Here is a 15,494-nt window from a genome sequence, read left to right on the forward strand (position 1 = left end):
ATCCTCCTGTTCGAATTTTTCCCATAATTCAGACTGCACTGCAGGTCGCAAAAAACGAGGCAGCAAGACTCCTGAACAACCGGTTGGCAAGAGACCGTTCACCTGCAAGCTTTTGCCTTATGACATGCATTTTTGCGTGAATCTGCGCATAGCGCTGCTGGGCTGAAAGCGGAGGGAGCGGCACAAGCAACTCCCCGGCAAGGTCTATTCCCGGGCTTTGCATGCGTACACTTCGCGAGATTCGTTCCAGCACGGTTTTCGCCCCCACCCCGGATAAAACCCGAGCCAGATAAACCGCCTCGACCATCCCGGGCCTGGGGCGAAAATACCAGTCGGCGGCGCCCTCCCAGTCATCCTCTCCCTCTGTCACGAACAAACACCGCACCGCATTTCCATTGTGCCTTACTGCCACATCTCCCGGAAGCGGGCCATGGCGCACAGCCCCAGCCGGAGTGGCTATCCTTCCCCGGTCCACAACGGCTACCGCAGCCTGCGGCTCCGAGTCCGCGAGACCGGTCCAAAAACAGTCCGCCAGATCCTGCAGCGGGCGGTGTGGCCACCCTTTCGGGTTCTTCGCCGGATCTCCGAACATATCGGAAAAAACCGAAAACAGGAAGTCATCTGTCAGCCGGATCGCAGTCTGTATCTTCTGGCAAATGCTCGCGCTTTTATCAAGAATCCGTGCTACCTGCCTCTGCTCTTCGAGTGGCAACAACGGAATCTCCATGTTCTCCAGAGCATCCGCCACCTCCCCCTTCTCCTCCCCTTCCTTCCGGCAAAACCCGGAATTGCATGCCCTTGAGATCAGAAACTGCCGCAAATAGTTCCGGTCAATCCCATCCAGTTCGACCACAATAGCCACAAGGTCCTTATGAATAGGTACCGGCATGACAGCAACCCCCATCCCGTCCATGTCCATGCCGGCAGGCACAACCAGGCTGTCAGCCAGCAACAAGCCCGCAGGTTCTTTCCAGCCGGATTCTGCGGCTCCTGCCTGGGCATCCCTCCCCTGTCGGGCTGCGGCATCTTCCGTAGCGCCCCACGAAAGCCAGTCTTCCCTGTAGAATAAACCCGGGTTGTCATGCGCCCCTGCGCAAACGATCCGCGCCACCTCCCCCAGCCTGATCGATCTCATCACAACATAGCCCCCAGTTCCGCCAGATCACACTGGATTTCCGCCTCCAGCAAGCGCATACGCTCCAGAATTGCGCCCGGCTCCTCATAACCGGTTTCCAACTGCCGGATTTCCCGATAACGACCGATCGAAAGATCGAAATGATTGGCCCGGATGTCCACAGCCGGCACCTGAAAGGCGGTTGCGGTCCGATCAGTCAGATCGCATTTTTCGCTGCGCCAGCGACGATACTGGATCACAGGTTCAGACAGGGTCGGCGCTGCATCTTTCCAGCAAACCTCTCCCCGCAAGGCCGCATCGGCCTGCGCATCGTAGAACAACACATTTTCCGTGCATCCGCCCCTGGTGAACACCAATATGGCTGTAGCCAGCCCGGAAAAAGACGGGAACACGCCCGAAGGAAGTGCGATCACCGCGTCCAGCCGGTTATGGTCGACCAGTTGCTCGCGCACGGCCCAATGCGCCTTGCTGGAGCCGCATAACACCCCGTCGGGCACGATCATGGCGCAGCGCCCACCCCGCCTGAGCATGCGCAGCGCAAGCGCGACGAAAAGCAATTCGGATTTTCTGGTCTGCACCACACGGAGCAGGGAGGGATGCACCTCCTCGGCCATCGCACCCCGGAACGGAGGGTTGGACAAAATCACATCCAGCCCGCCCTGGTCGCCATCGGCCAGAACAGGGAACTTCTCCGGGAATGCCCTGGAAAGTGTGTCCATATAATGGAGTTCCGGGTTTTCCACCTCATGCAGCATCAGATTCATCGCAGCCAGGCGCAGCATGGTGGCATCAAAATCCAAACCGTAAAACCCGGGCTGCCGAACAGGTTCACGACAGACTTGCAGCAGACCATCCGGGCCACCCCCGGTATCCCCTTCACGGGTTTCACCCGGTTCAGTCGCAGTCCTGCGCAGGTATTCCGCCGCCTCCACCAGAAGCCCGCCGGTTCCGCAGGCAGGATCGCCAATGGTTTCAGACGGACGGGGATCAATCAACTCCACCATGAGCCGGGTGACCTCAGCCGGGGTACGGAACTGACCGTGTATCCCGGCCGTGGTAAGCTTGCCGAGCAGATATTCGTACAGATCCCCCCGCAACTCGCGGTCATCCAGCGGCAATTTTTCCAGCTGTTGGACAGCCGACACCAGCAGGGCAGGATTGGAAATTTGCAGCGAAACGTTTTTCATGTATTCGCCAAACCGGTATTTTTCTCCACCGAGCATGCGCAGATGCGGAAACACCTCATCGCGCACGAGTGCAAGCATGGCGTCGCCGTCGCGCATAGTGTTCCAGTTCTTCCAGCGCAAGCCCTGCTGGTCCGCCCGAAAAAAATGGTGCGGCGCATCGTCCGGGCAAGTGCGGCTTTTTTCCAGCCTGGTTTCTTCCATATCCAGCAGGCGGGCAAAGATCAGACAGGAAATCTGCTCAATAATCGTGAGCGAGCTGACGATTCCCCCCGTGGTAAATTCCAGCCAGAGCCGGTCTATGTCCATTTTGACCTGAGGATGGATCATGCCTGCTCCGATGGCGCCTTTTCTTCCAGGTTTAAATCCGGCAGATGCTCCAGCTCCAGCTCTGCCCTCGTCAGCAGATGCTCGGGAAAGGTCGCCTGCACTGCAACCCCCAGCTTCCTGAAATCATTGGCCTGCTTGACCAGATTATCTTTTCCGGAAGTCAGCTGGTTCATGGCCGCATTATAGGAATCCCTGGCCTTGTCCAGCTGCTTGCCGACCGAAACCATGGAACCCAGGAAGGTGTTCAGCTTCTTGTAAACCCTGGCGGCGCGATCCGCAAGTTCGGCCGTATGCATGTTCTGCTCCTCGAACCGCCACAGCTGGCGCACGATATTCAGGCTGGTAAGCAACGTGGTTGGCGTCGCAACCAGCACATTCTGCTCGATGGCTTTCTGAAACAAGGTTTCATCGGCGCGCAATGCCTCCACAAATGCGGATTCAATCGGAATAAACATGAATACCATCTCGGGCGAATTCAGCCCGGGCAATTCGAAATAATTCCGTTCAGACAACTCCCGGATCCGGCTGGATATCGCGGTGACATGCTCCTTGAGCGCCAGTTGCTGCTCCGGTTCGCTCCCCGCATTCACATAGCGGGTATAGGCATTGAGCGATACCTTGGAATCAATCACAAGATGCTTTTCCTGCGGAAGATAGACAATCACGTCCGGCCGGCTCCGGCCTGTCTCGGTGTTGAAACTGACTTCACGGCGATATTCCTTGCCGGCACGCAAGCCGGATCGGTCCAGAATGTTCTCCAGCACCATTTCGCCCCAGTTGCCCTGCATCTTGGACTGGCCTTTGAGCGCCGTCGCCAGACCATGGGCCTCCTCGGTAATCTGCCGGTTCAAATCCTTCAGCTGATTCAGTTCGGCCTTGAGAGTTGCCTGCTGCTCGGTGTCCTTCAGGTGAATATCTTCCACCTTGGTCTTGAATTCCTGTATCTGGGACTGCAAGGGCCGCAGCAAGGCGCCAAGACTGGTCTGGTTCTGCTCGGCAAACCGCCTGCTTTTGTCTTCCAGGATTTCATTGGCCAGCGCCTTGAACTGATCGGATAGCTGTTCACGGGCACTCACCAGCAGCTGCATTTTTTCCTGCGATTGCCTGCGCTCCGCTTCCAGCACCGCATTCAGCTCCGAAACCTGCTGGTTCAGCAGGCTGCTGTCCCGCGACAGCTGGTCGCTGCGTTCCTTCAGAGCCGCGCATTCCTGCTGGAGCTGGGCAATCTGGCTGGCTTGAGACTCGATGGTGGAATTTCCCATCCCCACCTGCTCGCGCATGTCCGCGATGGACTGCCGGAGAGCGCCAACCTCCTGCCTGGCCGCCTCCAGGCCGGACATCAGCCCGGGAACCAGATTTGCACGTTCCGCCAGCTGGGCGCGCTCCATACCGGTCGCATCCAGCTGGTCGCGCCACTGCGCGGCCTGCTTCTGCAGGTCGGCCAGCTGCACGGCAAGGCGCCGGCTCTCCTCCTGCGCAGCCGCCAGGCGTTCATTCAGCCGGGCAATTTCAACCTGCCCCTCCCCCCTTGCCTGCCATTCTGCACCCGCAATGCGGGCACGCAAAACCAGCCAGACACAGGTTGCGCCGGTCAGCAATCCGACCAGCAGAGTAAGCACACCATATATAGGCAGATCCATCTACCTGATTTCCTTCACTTTGTGAATACCAAATTCCACATGCAGCCAGACAGCTTCTACCGGCCATGGCCCGGAAAGATAGCCCGGCCTCAACGCCCGCTTCTGCCAATTCTGGCAACACAGGCGATGATTATCAAGTATGACAGCCCGGTTTACAGCAGGCGCAAACCGATGGTAAACCATCGCTCGTCCCGTTCATGCTCAAAACGGTTGCCCACAGTGGTATCGATCTGCACACGGTTCGGTATGATCCAGTAGCGCAGTCCTGCCTGGTACAGCGGTCTTCCCTGGTTCTGCCCAAATGTTTCACCGATCAGCCAGATCCTCCCGCTAAGCTGGATTTCAGACCCCACCCCCCAGATGGCAGCATGCTGCTTTGTTTCCTGGCCACGCAACCAGCCCAGATTGGTATGCAGCAACACGCGATCTTCCCGAAAGGAAAAGGTCGCCGGAACATAAGCGTTCCAGTCCCGCCCGCGGATTGCATATTGCGGATGACGCACCGTGCCCACGGCCAGGCCGATGCCCCAGCCATTGGTTTCCAGCGGTTTAAAAACGGTTTTCCCCTGGAACATGACATCCGTGGTTTGCGCCACACCATCCTGATGCGTGTGCGCCCCCCCCAGCGTCAGTTCGAAATTACCCATCGGATTGCAGGAAGGCAATGCCCAGTATTCCGTGCTGTGACGGTTCAGCCTGACCCAACTTTCCAACTGGCACGCTCCGGCATCGACAATGCGCGCATCGTCCGTCTGCATCGGCCGAGCCGCATGGGCGGCCGGCACCAGCACAGGCAGGAACGGAACCAGCCCCGGGCTTAACCAGAGGCAGCGCACTGCATTGCGCAGGAAACAGCGGAAACCGGAACAAAGCATGGCAGTTCTTCACACCTTATTAAGAAGCGGGGAGATTGCACAGGCACTGCCTGCGTCCGCTCATGGCCACAAAACTCCGGTCCTGAGCCATGCTGACCCTGTGCAACCTTGCCGGGGATCCCCGCAATCCAAAAAAAATCGGGAAAATTTCTTGATTATAGTCGCAATCCGGAATGGAAAAAATGATTCCCGCGCTGCCCATCTCCTTCCGTGCCACTTCTCCCGCCATGGACTTCTGGCATCCACCCTTCTTTACATAAAACCAGGCCTGAATGTGTAGCAGAATGCTTGACATTTCGCCCGGTTATCCACACAACTTCCCAAACTCCCATAAAATCATGGAGAAACCATCAGAATTTAAACGGCAATCTATAATTTATTGTTTTTATTGATTTAAAATTTAGACTGTTATATGAGCATCTCAAAAAAACCGCTGATGGCATGGATAGTTAGCGCACATTTCATTGCATTGCTCACAAAGTTATCCACAGAAACTGTGAAAAAAAATAACTCTCAATAAAGTCAGCAGGCTTGATGCAAACCCGGCGAAATTACTTGAGCAAACTCATTCAACACTGAAAAAACCTGGGGCTTCTCAGCACAACCAGAAAAACCGACTTGAAAGTGATCCCTCAAGAACTTATAGCCTCTAACTGTTGATAAACCCCTCGTCCTTGACTGTCGATTTTTTCAGCCATCAGAAACAGTCCTTTCCCGTTGCTCCTGGATTGCCACAGCTCGCCAATCGCTTTCTTTTCCTTGGTGTCATCGGTCGTAGCAAGGTGCCCGCCCTTATATTCCACCACCAGCAACCTGCCGTCCTCCAACAAAGCAACAAAATCAGGATAGAAATTATCGCTTGAAGTCGGCAACCAGAACGAAAAGCGAGGCTGACCAGCCAGATTGCGCACCCAGAATTTGACCTTGAACAAACGGTCTATCGCCATTGCACACTCAAACTCCTCGCCCTTGTTGTCCAGCTCGCCAACCGCTGGATAAAAGTGCTTGATAAATTTGTATCGCCCATCCTTGTAAAACCAGTGGGCAGGATAGGCCGCAGGGTCATAACTGAAACCGTAATCAAAGCTGGTTTCAACCCTTGCCGAAGCCCCGAACAAGGTTTCCTGATAGCCCTTCTTGCAGGCTTGCTGGCGATAGGCGCGGATTTTCTCCTGTAGCACCTTCAAGAGAACAAATTTGCCACGGGCAAGAGTAGCCAGGTCGAAACGACCGCCGGACGTCAGGCTGGCAACTAATTTCCGCAAAAATTCCAGCATGACCACTTGTTGAATATCAGGCTGGCGGAGTTCCCGATCCAGCCACCGCACAAAATCATTATCCGTCCATTGGGTCGGAATGTGGGTCAAGGCCATTTGCTTGCTGTCCCGCAAAATCTCATACCGCAACTGCTCACCGTCCAAGTCAATCAGGAATGAATGGGCGGTTTCGTCGAAACGGAATTCGGGCAACTCGGCTGGGTAATCCAGCAAATTCCACCCGTTGATATCCAGGAACAGTTCTTTTTCTGCCGGTTCCAGTTCGTCTTGCACCCAGAGGCACAGACGGGGAACGGCAAACGGTTCACCACGAGCGGACGGAGCCTTGGCCTGCTCCTGATATTCACGGTGGGCAGTCAATACCTGTTTGGCTTCCAGGCGGTAAGGCTCGGCAATCCCATAGACGATTTTGTCTTCCAGAATCACGTTTAACTGACCGGACACCACCAGCTCGACATGGTTGGGGGCAATTTCCTGCACCGTAATGGATTGCCGTTCCTGCTCGTTGAGATGAGTTAAATCAGGCACTTGCTCCAGCACCATTTTCAACGGTTGCGGGGTTGGAAACAGTGGCAGACCGTCCACCCCCACCCAGTCCTTCTGCTGCTGCTCAATGTATTGGCTGGCTTCTTCCTGCTCAAAGCCCATGGAAACGAGGTTATCCACGAGATCATTGGCAACCTTGGCAAAACTTAGGCTGGCGAGGTGTGCATAAGCCCGATTGAGTTCAGCCTGTTTCCGCTTCCTGGCAAACGGCATTCGCAACACCCGGCCCAATAGTTGTTCGACGTCTTTGCTTGAATGGATATTGGCGACCGAGCAGAACACATAGGCAAAAGAACAGTCCCACCCCTCTTTCAATGCCTCAACCGTCAAAATCACTTCAATCCTGCAATCGGAAGCAAACAGGTTGATACCATCCAGTTCCCTTTGCGTGCCCGTGGCAATCGCGATGCGTTCAGGAGATATTTTCTCGTTGTCTATGAGGTGCTGCTTCAACACTTTCACATTGGCTGGCTTGTCCTTGTTTTCTGCCTGTATCAGCACCAAGGGGCGAACACCGTCAGGGTCATTTGTCGCCAGTTCAGCCAGTTTCATGCGGGTCAGGATTGCCCCGTTGACCGCCTCTTGCCATGTCTTGTGTTCAGTCAGTATGATAGGCAATTTAATCATTTCCTCGGCCTTCAGTTCCGAGGCGGAAACCCGATACAGCACATTGCTACCCGATTGGCGGGAGGTGTCAGGGGTTGCCGTAAATTCCACGATACAGGCAGGCGAAACCCGTTGCAGGACTTCAAAAGTCAGCTTGGTGCGTGCGTTATGGGCTTCGTCCATTAACACCAACGGGCGGTGCAGGTGCAACAGATTGGCAAACGAATACTTGATTTTTCCGGTGTCTGCCCCTTCCTCAATCCGCTCCAGCCCTTGAACCGTGTTGGAAACCCGTGAGAAGTGCGGTTCAAAATTCTCGTTGTGAGCATAGATTTTTCTGCCGTCCGTATTGTCCACCCGCAGGGCGGCCAGAGTGCCGACCACGACACAAGCATTGTCCTGAATATCCTTGGGTCGGATGTTGGCCACATCGCCAATATCAAACACCCGAACCCGACCATTAAATGCCTCGTCTATGGCTTCGCGGTATGGGTGCGAAGAATTGTTCAGGGCTTCCAGTGTTTGCACCCGAATGGTGTTGGTCGGTACAAGCCACAGCACGAGCGGGTAATCCTGTTCCAGCCAAGATTTGCCAGCAATGCGAATGGCAAGAGAAGACAACAAGGTCTTGCCGCCGCCCGTAGGCAACCGCAGGCAGAGATATGGCACATCCTCAAACCCCTTAACCGTGTGATATTGCGGGATACGGCCGTCCAAGCTTTTTGCATGTTTGGCATAAGCCCCCGCAATCCCGATTAAACGGGAATCTTCAAGACAGGCTTGCAGGGTATCGAGCGTTTTTTGCTGGAAGGTTTTTAGGGTTAGAGCCATTACCGGGCCTTGATGTCGTAAGGAGTTTGCTTGAATGTAATGCCCGCGGTTTTGAGCCGTTCGGCACCAAGGCGGGAACTCTCGCCATAAATCACTTTGGGACCGTCAAACGGGGGCAAGTGTCGCAATACGGGAGTGGTCAGCACATTTCCGCCATCGGGTCGCTTGTCGCCCAGAATGCCGTTATAGAGCAGGTAATAAGCCACCCCATTGAACACTCCGAGCAAAGGGGATTTGGCAGGGTTATCCAGGGCGGTGCGGGTTTCGCAAAACCAGATATGGCTTGCGAGGTGATCGAAGCGGATCGCGGGGTTAATCTTGCCATGTTCGTCAAACACTGGCTCACCCAGACGATAGAAGCGAAAGCCCCCGCCTCCTTGCCAGTTCACGGCTTGGGAAATCCCTCCTTGCTCTCCTTCAATCACTTTCTTCAACCGAGGCACACAATGGGTTATGCAATGCTCACCCATTTCAATGCCGATATATCTCCTACCCATTTTGTGCGCCACGGCCGCAGTAGTGCCAGAACCGAGGAAGCTATCAAGGATAAGGTCGCCAGCTTTTGTTGCAATATCCAAAATCCTTTTTAACAACCGCTCAGGTTTGGGTGTTGCGAACACTTCCTCATTATTAAATTGGATAACCTCTCGCTTGGCTTCTTGATTGTCCCCGACCTCGGTTCTTAGCCAGACAGTCATTGCGACTATTCCATCCTGAACTTCGGAAAGAAATCGCTTATACCTTGGGACATTGTTGCCTTCTTTACCAAACCATATTCGATTTTCGGACACCAACTCAGCAAATCTTTTTTCGCTAAATCGCCAACAGGTTCCAGTTGCTGGCATAACTTTACGACCCGACGGGGTAGTTATCTCGTAAATATTTTCAGAGAACCCTGTTTTTGCATACTGAGCCCCTCGCTGTCCACCAGTGAGACTAATTGCACAATCACCAGAAGTCCAAACCCCTCTTTCGTCATTATCAGGGTTTGAATATCGTGCATTGGCTTCTTCGGTTCTAATCAGTAAGTTCGGTCGCCAAACAGCCTTCTTTTTTGCATAGGCAAACAGATGGTCATGACTGTCCGACAACCAAACCGCATTAGCCTGAGGGCTAGCCTTCTTCTGCCAAATGCAGTTGGCAATAAAATTCCCTCGCCCAAATACCTCGTCCATAACTACTTTGAGATAATGCCCCTCGTTGTCGTCAATCGACACCCAGATACTGCCGTCCTCGGCAAGCAAATCCCGTAGCAGTTCCAGCCGTGGATAAATCATGGCCAGCCATTGGGTGTGTTCCAGATTGTCGTCGTAATGCTCAAAAGCACTTTTGGTGTTATATGGGGGATCTATGTAAATACACTTGACCTTGCCAGCGTAAAACGGCAACAAGGCTTTCAGGGCTTCCAGATTGTCGCCATGTATCAGCAGGTTTTCGGAAGGCTCACCAGCAGACAATACCGCTACAGGCTCCAGAAGGCGATATGGCACCGACAGCGAGGTCTGCAAGTCGGTTTCACGGGTGAGCCATTGCAGGATAGGCATTCTAAATTTTTACTTGTTGAGTGGTTGCCCGATTGTCCACTAAACAGGGCTATTTTTCTACAGCCGAGACAGTTTTACCCTCTCGCAAAAAAAATCTCAAAACAAGGTTTGACCCCTGCAAAATTGTACGGTTAAGCACATGAAGATAAGCAACAAGAAAGGTTTGCAGCAAGCCATGCCACGGGGTCATAAAAAAATTCCTCGTTGTTCTTGCACGGGTAGCCAACCCTGTCCCAAATCCAATCCTGGCAGCTGCGATTTATGAGTCCATTTCCGTGCTGGGAACCTGAATCCCGGCCAAAAAAATGCCCCTGAACTTTGAAGGAACAGGGGCAAGTATCTTAACCAGTCTTAGAGGAGGGAGTTAAGATTTCACGTCCAGGGGGAACCAAACGTGAGGCAATTTGCATTACCTGAACGGTCAGAGTCGAAGGTCAGTATTTAGTTCCACGACCGGAAAAAAATCTGCCGAAATCGAATGGATAAAATCGCAAGAACCGGTGACAAGTCACAGCACCGGGTCAATCCAGCACACAGGCTTGATCACACAACGGTTTGAGTAATTGGTATTCCGAATAACTGGTACCCCGAAGACGAATCGAACGTCCGACCTACCCCTTAGGAGGGGGTCGCTCTATCCACTGAGCTACCGGGGCATTTTATTATTCTATCGCAAATACGCGCCGATCACACCCCTGCTGACCCCTGCTTATCCGGCCAGCCTGTTTTCAGGTATTCAGGGCGCGCCATGCTTCCCTAAGTTCTCTGCGCATGACCGGATTTTCAATTTGCTGCGAATGCCGGAGCGCGAGATTTACTGATAGCGCAACGCTTCGATCGGTTCCATGCGTGCGGCCTTCCTGGCCGGATAGAATCCAAAAAACACGCCCACTGCGGTTGCCACCATGAACGCCAGCAGCACGGAGCTCAGGGTGATGAGCACGGCCGTATCGGCAAGCCGGTTCATCAGCAGGGCCCCGCCGATGCCCAGCGCCACCCCGACCACGCAGCCGGCAATGGAGATCATGATTGATTCCAGCAGGAACTGCAGCAGGATGTCGCGCTGACGCGCGCCGATGGCAAGGCGGATGCCGATTTCCCGCGTGCGTTCCGTGACCGAGACCAGCATGATGTTCATGATGCCGATTCCGCCGACCAGCAGGGAAATCGAGGCAATGGCGCCGAGCATGAACGACATCACGCGCGCGGTTTCAGCCGCGGTATTCGCCAGGGCGGTGAGGTTGCGCACCATGAAATCGCTCTCTGCCTTTTCCTGCAGGCGGTGGCGCTGGCGCAACAGCTCGGTGATCGAACGCTCCGCCGCGGGCATGGCCTGGGGCGAGGACGCCTGCACCATGATCAGGCGCACGGTTCCCTGGAACTGCGTACCGAACAACTTGCGCTGGGCGGTGGTAACCGGGACCACCACCGTGTCATCCTGGTCCCGCCCGTCCAGGCTTTGTCCTTTCGGAGCAAGCACGCCCACTACATGGTACGGGTTGTTTTTGATGCGGATGGTCTTGCCTACCGGATCTTCGTCTCCGAACAGGTTTTTCACCACGGTCTGCCCGAGCAAGGCTACGCGAGTAGCAGAACGCACGTCCGAATCCGAGAATGGATAACCGGCAGATAGCTGCCAGTCGCGCACCTCCAGAAAACTGGGGGTAGTGCCCATCACCTGGGTGCTCCAGTTGTTCGGGCCGTACACCAGTTGCGCCGTACCGGGGGCATTCGGCGCCACCGCCACAATGCCGGGCAGCTCGGAGATGGCCTGCCCATCGGCAATGGTGAGCGTGGGCGTGGCGCCCAGGCCCATACGCAGGCCGCCGGAGGTCGTTGACCCGGACATGACGATGAACAGATTGCTTCCCATCGCGGCGATGGACTGGTCCACCATGAACTGCGCTCCCTTGCCAATGGCCAGAATCAGAATCACCGCCCCGACGCCGATCATCATTCCGAGCATGGTCAGAAAGGTGCGCAGCCGGTTCGTGCCCATGGCAAGCCAGGCTTCGCCCAGCATGGCGCCGATCATGGCCGGGCTCCCTGCGTATCGTTCCCGACCGCGCCGTCGTATGCCAGATGTCCGTCCACGAAACGCACCAGCCGCATGGCATAGGCGGCGATATCGGGTTCGTGGGTTACCAGTATCACGGTAATTCCCTGTTCGCGGTTCATCTGCGTGAACAGATTCATGATTTCCTGGCTGGTACGGGTATCCAGGTTGCCGGTCGGCTCGTCCGCCAGGATCAGCCGCGGGCGGTTGACCAGGGCGCGAGCTATGGCCACCCGCTGCTGCTGCCCGCCTGAAATCCGGCCGGGTAGCGAAAGTCCGTATTTGCCCAGGCCGACCTTGTCCAGCATTTGCTGCGCCCTCTCTTCCCGTTCTGCCTTACTCACCCCGGCATAAATCAACGGCAGCGCCACATTTGCGAGCAGGTTGATTCTGGGAAGCAGGTTGAACCCCTGGAACACAAAACCGATTGCATCGTTCCTGAGTCGCGCCAGCTGGTTCCGGTCCAGCGTCCGCACGCTGGTTCCGTTCAGGTAATATTCCCCGGCCGAGGGGATGTCCAGACAGCCAAGCAGATTCATGAAGGTGGATTTCCCCGAGCCGGAAGGCCCCATGATGGCGACAAACTCTCCCGGATAGATGGAAAGGCTGATTTCTTGCAGCGCCGGAACCGGGCCGGCCGCGGTCAGGTAATCCTTGCCGAGGCCGATGGTCTGGATGATCGGCTCCTTGTCCATCAGAACAGTCTCATTTTCATGACGCCCTGCGATGGCCCTTCCTCCCCGGATGGCACCACTTCTCCGGTTACCACCCGATCCCCGGCCGCCAGTTTCCCCGATAGCACTTCGGTATATTTATTGTCCGTAATGCCGGGAACGATCGCAACCGGCCTGAGCCTGTCCTGCTCCAGGACATAGACCGTTGCCGCGGCGGATTTCCCCTGCTGCCCGTTTTTTCTGCTGCCCTGCGTCCTGTTATTCGGGGCGGCATCGGCAGGCTTGAAGCGCAGCGCCGTGTTGGGCACAAGCAGCACGTTCCCGCGCTGGGCGGTGATAATGTTGACATAGGCGGTCATGCCCGGCATCAGGATTCGTTCGGGATTATCCACTTCCACCACCACGTCATAGGTCACCACATTCTGCACGGTAGTGGGATTCAGCCGGCGCTGCCGGACAGTGCCCCGGAAGGTGCGCCTGGGAAACGCATCGACGGTAAAGTGCACTTCCTGGCCAACCTCGATAAAGCCGATGTCGGCCTCGGCAAAACTGGAATTGATCTGCATCCGGGTCAGGTCCTGGGCGATGGTGAACAGGGTAGGCGTCTGAAAACTGGCAGCCACGGTCTGCCCGATATCGATCACACGCGATACCACGACGCCAGAAACCGGGGAACGGATGATCGAATAGCCGTAATTGGTACGGTCTCTCTGCAATTGCGCCCGCGCCAGCGCAAGCTGCGCGCGTGCCGATTTCAATGCCTGCACCGCCTGGTCCAGCTCCTGTCTTGATATGTATTCCTGCCGGAACAGTTCGCGCATTCTTTTTTCATTGGCCTGCGCCAGTTCCAGCGATGCCTGCGCGCTGCTTACATTCGCTTCGCTCTGGCCGATCTGCGCCAGAAACAGGGAGGGGTCGAGTTCTGCCAGTACCTGTCCCTTGCTGACCTGGTCATTGAAATCTGCATGCAGTTTCCTGACCGTACCTGAAACCTGGGTGCCGACATTCACCAGAACCACGGGATTAAGCGTGCCATTGGCGGAAACGGTCTGGGTGATATCTCCCTTCTCCAGCGCCTGGAAATGATAGCGCTCCTGGAGAGGCACGGTATGCAGCTGCTTCCAGTACAGGTATCCGCCTGCGCCGAGGAGGATCAGCGCAAGCATCCCCATGATTTTCAACAACCGCGATTGCTTTGGTTTCATAGATGCATCCAGATAACGGTTAACGGCTGGTTTTGCCCGGGGCCTGGGCCGGAAAGTCCAGCATGCCCATCGACTGGGCCAGGACTGCCTTGGCGATGTGCCAGTTATAGATGGCCTGGATATTCTGCATGCGCGCGTTGGCAAGGGATGCCTGGGCAAGCAGCAAATCCAGTATGTTCCCCACGCCCGCCTGGTAGCGTCCGCGCGCGACCCTTTCCGACTGTGTGGCGCCGGACAGCAGGGTAAGGCTGCTTTTCACCGCCTGGGTTCCGGTGAGAACGCCCTGGTAAGCTTTCCATACGTCCAGCGCAATTTGCTGGCTCAGCTTTTCACTCTGGGCCAGGCGCGCTTCAACCTGTGTCTCGGCAGCCCGGATGCGATAGGTGTTATTGAAACCGGTAAACAGCGGGAAATTGACCGACACGCCCACCGAAGCATTGCTCGCCGGGGCAAAGATGCCGAAATTGCTTTCGGACACATTGGATGTCAGGGAAATCGTCGGCATTCCCGCAGCTTTTGCCACTTCCACGCTGGCCTTGGCTGCATTGACCTGTGCTTTCGCTGCGGCCAGATCCGGGCGCAGGTTGCGCGCTTCCTCGATCAGCCCGGCGATATCATGTTCGAATTGCACGCCTGCCATATGCAGGGTGGGAGGCGCAATCACAAAATCCCGGTTGGCATCTTCCCCCATGACGTTTGCCAGCGCTCCCCTGGCATTTCTGGCCTCACCCTCGGCCTGTATCCGCAGCAAGGTTGCCTGCGCATGGGCTGTTTCGGCCTGCAGCTTGTCTGCCAGCGTGCCCGTGCCGACTTTGTGGCGGCTGGTAGCGGCATGGACACTTTCAAGAGCGGATTTTTCCGCCTGCTCCAGGGATTCTACCGCGGCACGGGTTGAAAAAAGCTGATAATAGGCCTGTACTGCGGCCAGGAACACCGACTGGATCGTCGCATCCTGGGTCAGGTTCAGCGCGGTCAGAACCTGTCTGGCATTATCCAGGGCGGCCGCACGACCGCCAAAATCATACAGCAGGTAATTCAGGGAGGCGTTAAGGCTGTGCTGGCTCAGGTTGGTGGCACCCGGCGCACGCGAACCACCACCTTCAATCCGGCTCCTGTTCTGCGAAGCGCCGACACTGATCGTTGGCAAGTAGGCAGACTGGCTGACCCCCACCTGGGCCGCCTGTACCCTTGCATTCGCCCAGGCTTCGCGAGTTTGCGGATTATTGCACAGTGCGCGTTCCACCACATCCGTCAAGGTGAGCCGGGTTCCGGAAACCGGCACTTTCCCGCAGGGAGTCATCGCCAGGGGGCGGTGCACGCTGTCTGAAACCGAACTTGCAGTAAGCCCGCGTGTAGAAAAAGGATCGATAGGCTCCGGCATGGCAGGAAAAGACCATCCGGCCAGCATGCAGGCCAGAATTGCGATTGCAGCCTTGCGCCTACCTTTCGAACCATCCGGAAACAGAAAAAGCACTTTATATTCCTTCCTCCCGGCAACGCATCACCCGGCATTCGCACAGAATCCTTGCCCTGCCTGCAAAATCCTGTCTGAATTTTTAGCCAACAAAACCTTCCAGTGCAATGATGTTTG

Annotated in this window: 11 protein-coding genes and 1 tRNA gene; all 12 read right to left on the minus strand. The window is 55.8% G+C overall.

All coding sequences use genetic code 11. From position 1 onward, the window contains the following. Positions 1–28: 28 nt before the first annotated feature. The 12 genes from KJA68_RS03535 to KJA68_RS03590 all read right to left on the minus strand — a co-directional run bounded on the left by KJA68_RS03535 (position 29) and on the right by KJA68_RS03590 (position 15,377). Positions 29–1,135, minus strand: a complete 1,107-nt coding sequence (locus KJA68_RS03535; RefSeq protein ID WP_213035557.1) for a restriction endonuclease subunit S domain-containing protein — start codon at positions 1,133–1,135, stop codon at positions 29–31. Then, positions 1,135–2,649, minus strand: coding sequence for a class I SAM-dependent DNA methyltransferase (locus KJA68_RS03540; protein WP_213035558.1), 1,515 nt, complete (start codon positions 2,647–2,649; stop codon positions 1,135–1,137). The genes KJA68_RS03535 and KJA68_RS03540 overlap by 1 nt, the downstream gene beginning before the upstream one ends. Beyond that, on the minus strand, positions 2,646–4,289 hold the full coding sequence (locus KJA68_RS03545) for a DNA recombination protein RmuC (RefSeq protein ID WP_213035559.1): 1,644 nt from the start codon (positions 4,287–4,289) through the stop codon (positions 2,646–2,648). Before KJA68_RS03545 ends, KJA68_RS03540 begins: the two co-directional genes overlap by 4 nt. Before the next feature lie 152 nt (positions 4,290–4,441). Further along, positions 4,442–5,164, minus strand: a complete 723-nt coding sequence (locus tag KJA68_RS03550; protein ID WP_246487048.1) for a hypothetical protein — start codon at positions 5,162–5,164, stop codon at positions 4,442–4,444. A 19-nt stretch (positions 5,165–5,183) separates the two neighbouring features. Continuing rightward, entirely contained in the window at positions 5,184–5,459 is a 276-nt protein-coding gene (locus KJA68_RS03555) for a hypothetical protein (RefSeq protein WP_213035560.1), read from the minus strand. A gap of 337 nt (positions 5,460–5,796) precedes the next feature. Beyond that, a complete protein-coding gene (locus KJA68_RS03560) occupies positions 5,797–8,424 on the minus strand; it encodes a DEAD/DEAH box helicase (protein ID WP_213035561.1) in 2,628 nt (875 codons plus the stop codon). Then, positions 8,424–9,968, minus strand: coding sequence for a site-specific DNA-methyltransferase (locus tag KJA68_RS03565; protein WP_213035562.1), 1,545 nt, complete (start codon positions 9,966–9,968; stop codon positions 8,424–8,426). The genes KJA68_RS03560 and KJA68_RS03565 overlap by 1 nt, the downstream gene beginning before the upstream one ends. 580 nt (positions 9,969–10,548) lie before the next feature. Continuing rightward, positions 10,549–10,624, minus strand: a tRNA-Arg gene (locus tag KJA68_RS03570). Between the two features lie 158 nt (positions 10,625–10,782). Beyond that, positions 10,783–12,003, minus strand: a complete 1,221-nt coding sequence (locus tag KJA68_RS03575) for an ABC transporter permease (RefSeq protein WP_213035563.1) — start codon at positions 12,001–12,003, stop codon at positions 10,783–10,785. Beyond that, the gene (locus tag KJA68_RS03580) at positions 12,000–12,719 is read right to left on the minus strand and encodes an ABC transporter ATP-binding protein (protein WP_213035564.1); all 720 of its coding nucleotides are present in this window, start codon (positions 12,717–12,719) and stop codon (positions 12,000–12,002) included. The genes KJA68_RS03575 and KJA68_RS03580 overlap by 4 nt, the downstream gene beginning before the upstream one ends. Further along, complete coding sequence (locus tag KJA68_RS03585; RefSeq protein ID WP_213035565.1) at positions 12,719–13,903, minus strand: efflux RND transporter periplasmic adaptor subunit; 1,185 nt, start codon at positions 13,901–13,903, stop codon at positions 12,719–12,721. The genes KJA68_RS03580 and KJA68_RS03585 overlap by 1 nt, the downstream gene beginning before the upstream one ends. 19 nt (positions 13,904–13,922) lie before the next feature. Continuing rightward, positions 13,923–15,377, minus strand: a complete 1,455-nt coding sequence (locus KJA68_RS03590) for a TolC family protein (protein WP_213035566.1) — start codon at positions 15,375–15,377, stop codon at positions 13,923–13,925. Between the last annotated feature and the right edge of the window lie 117 nt (positions 15,378–15,494).

The sequence above is a fragment of the Candidatus Nitrotoga fabula genome (assembly GCF_905221025.1).
In the GTDB taxonomy this organism is placed as follows: Bacteria; Pseudomonadota; Gammaproteobacteria; order Burkholderiales; family Gallionellaceae; genus Nitrotoga; species Nitrotoga fabula.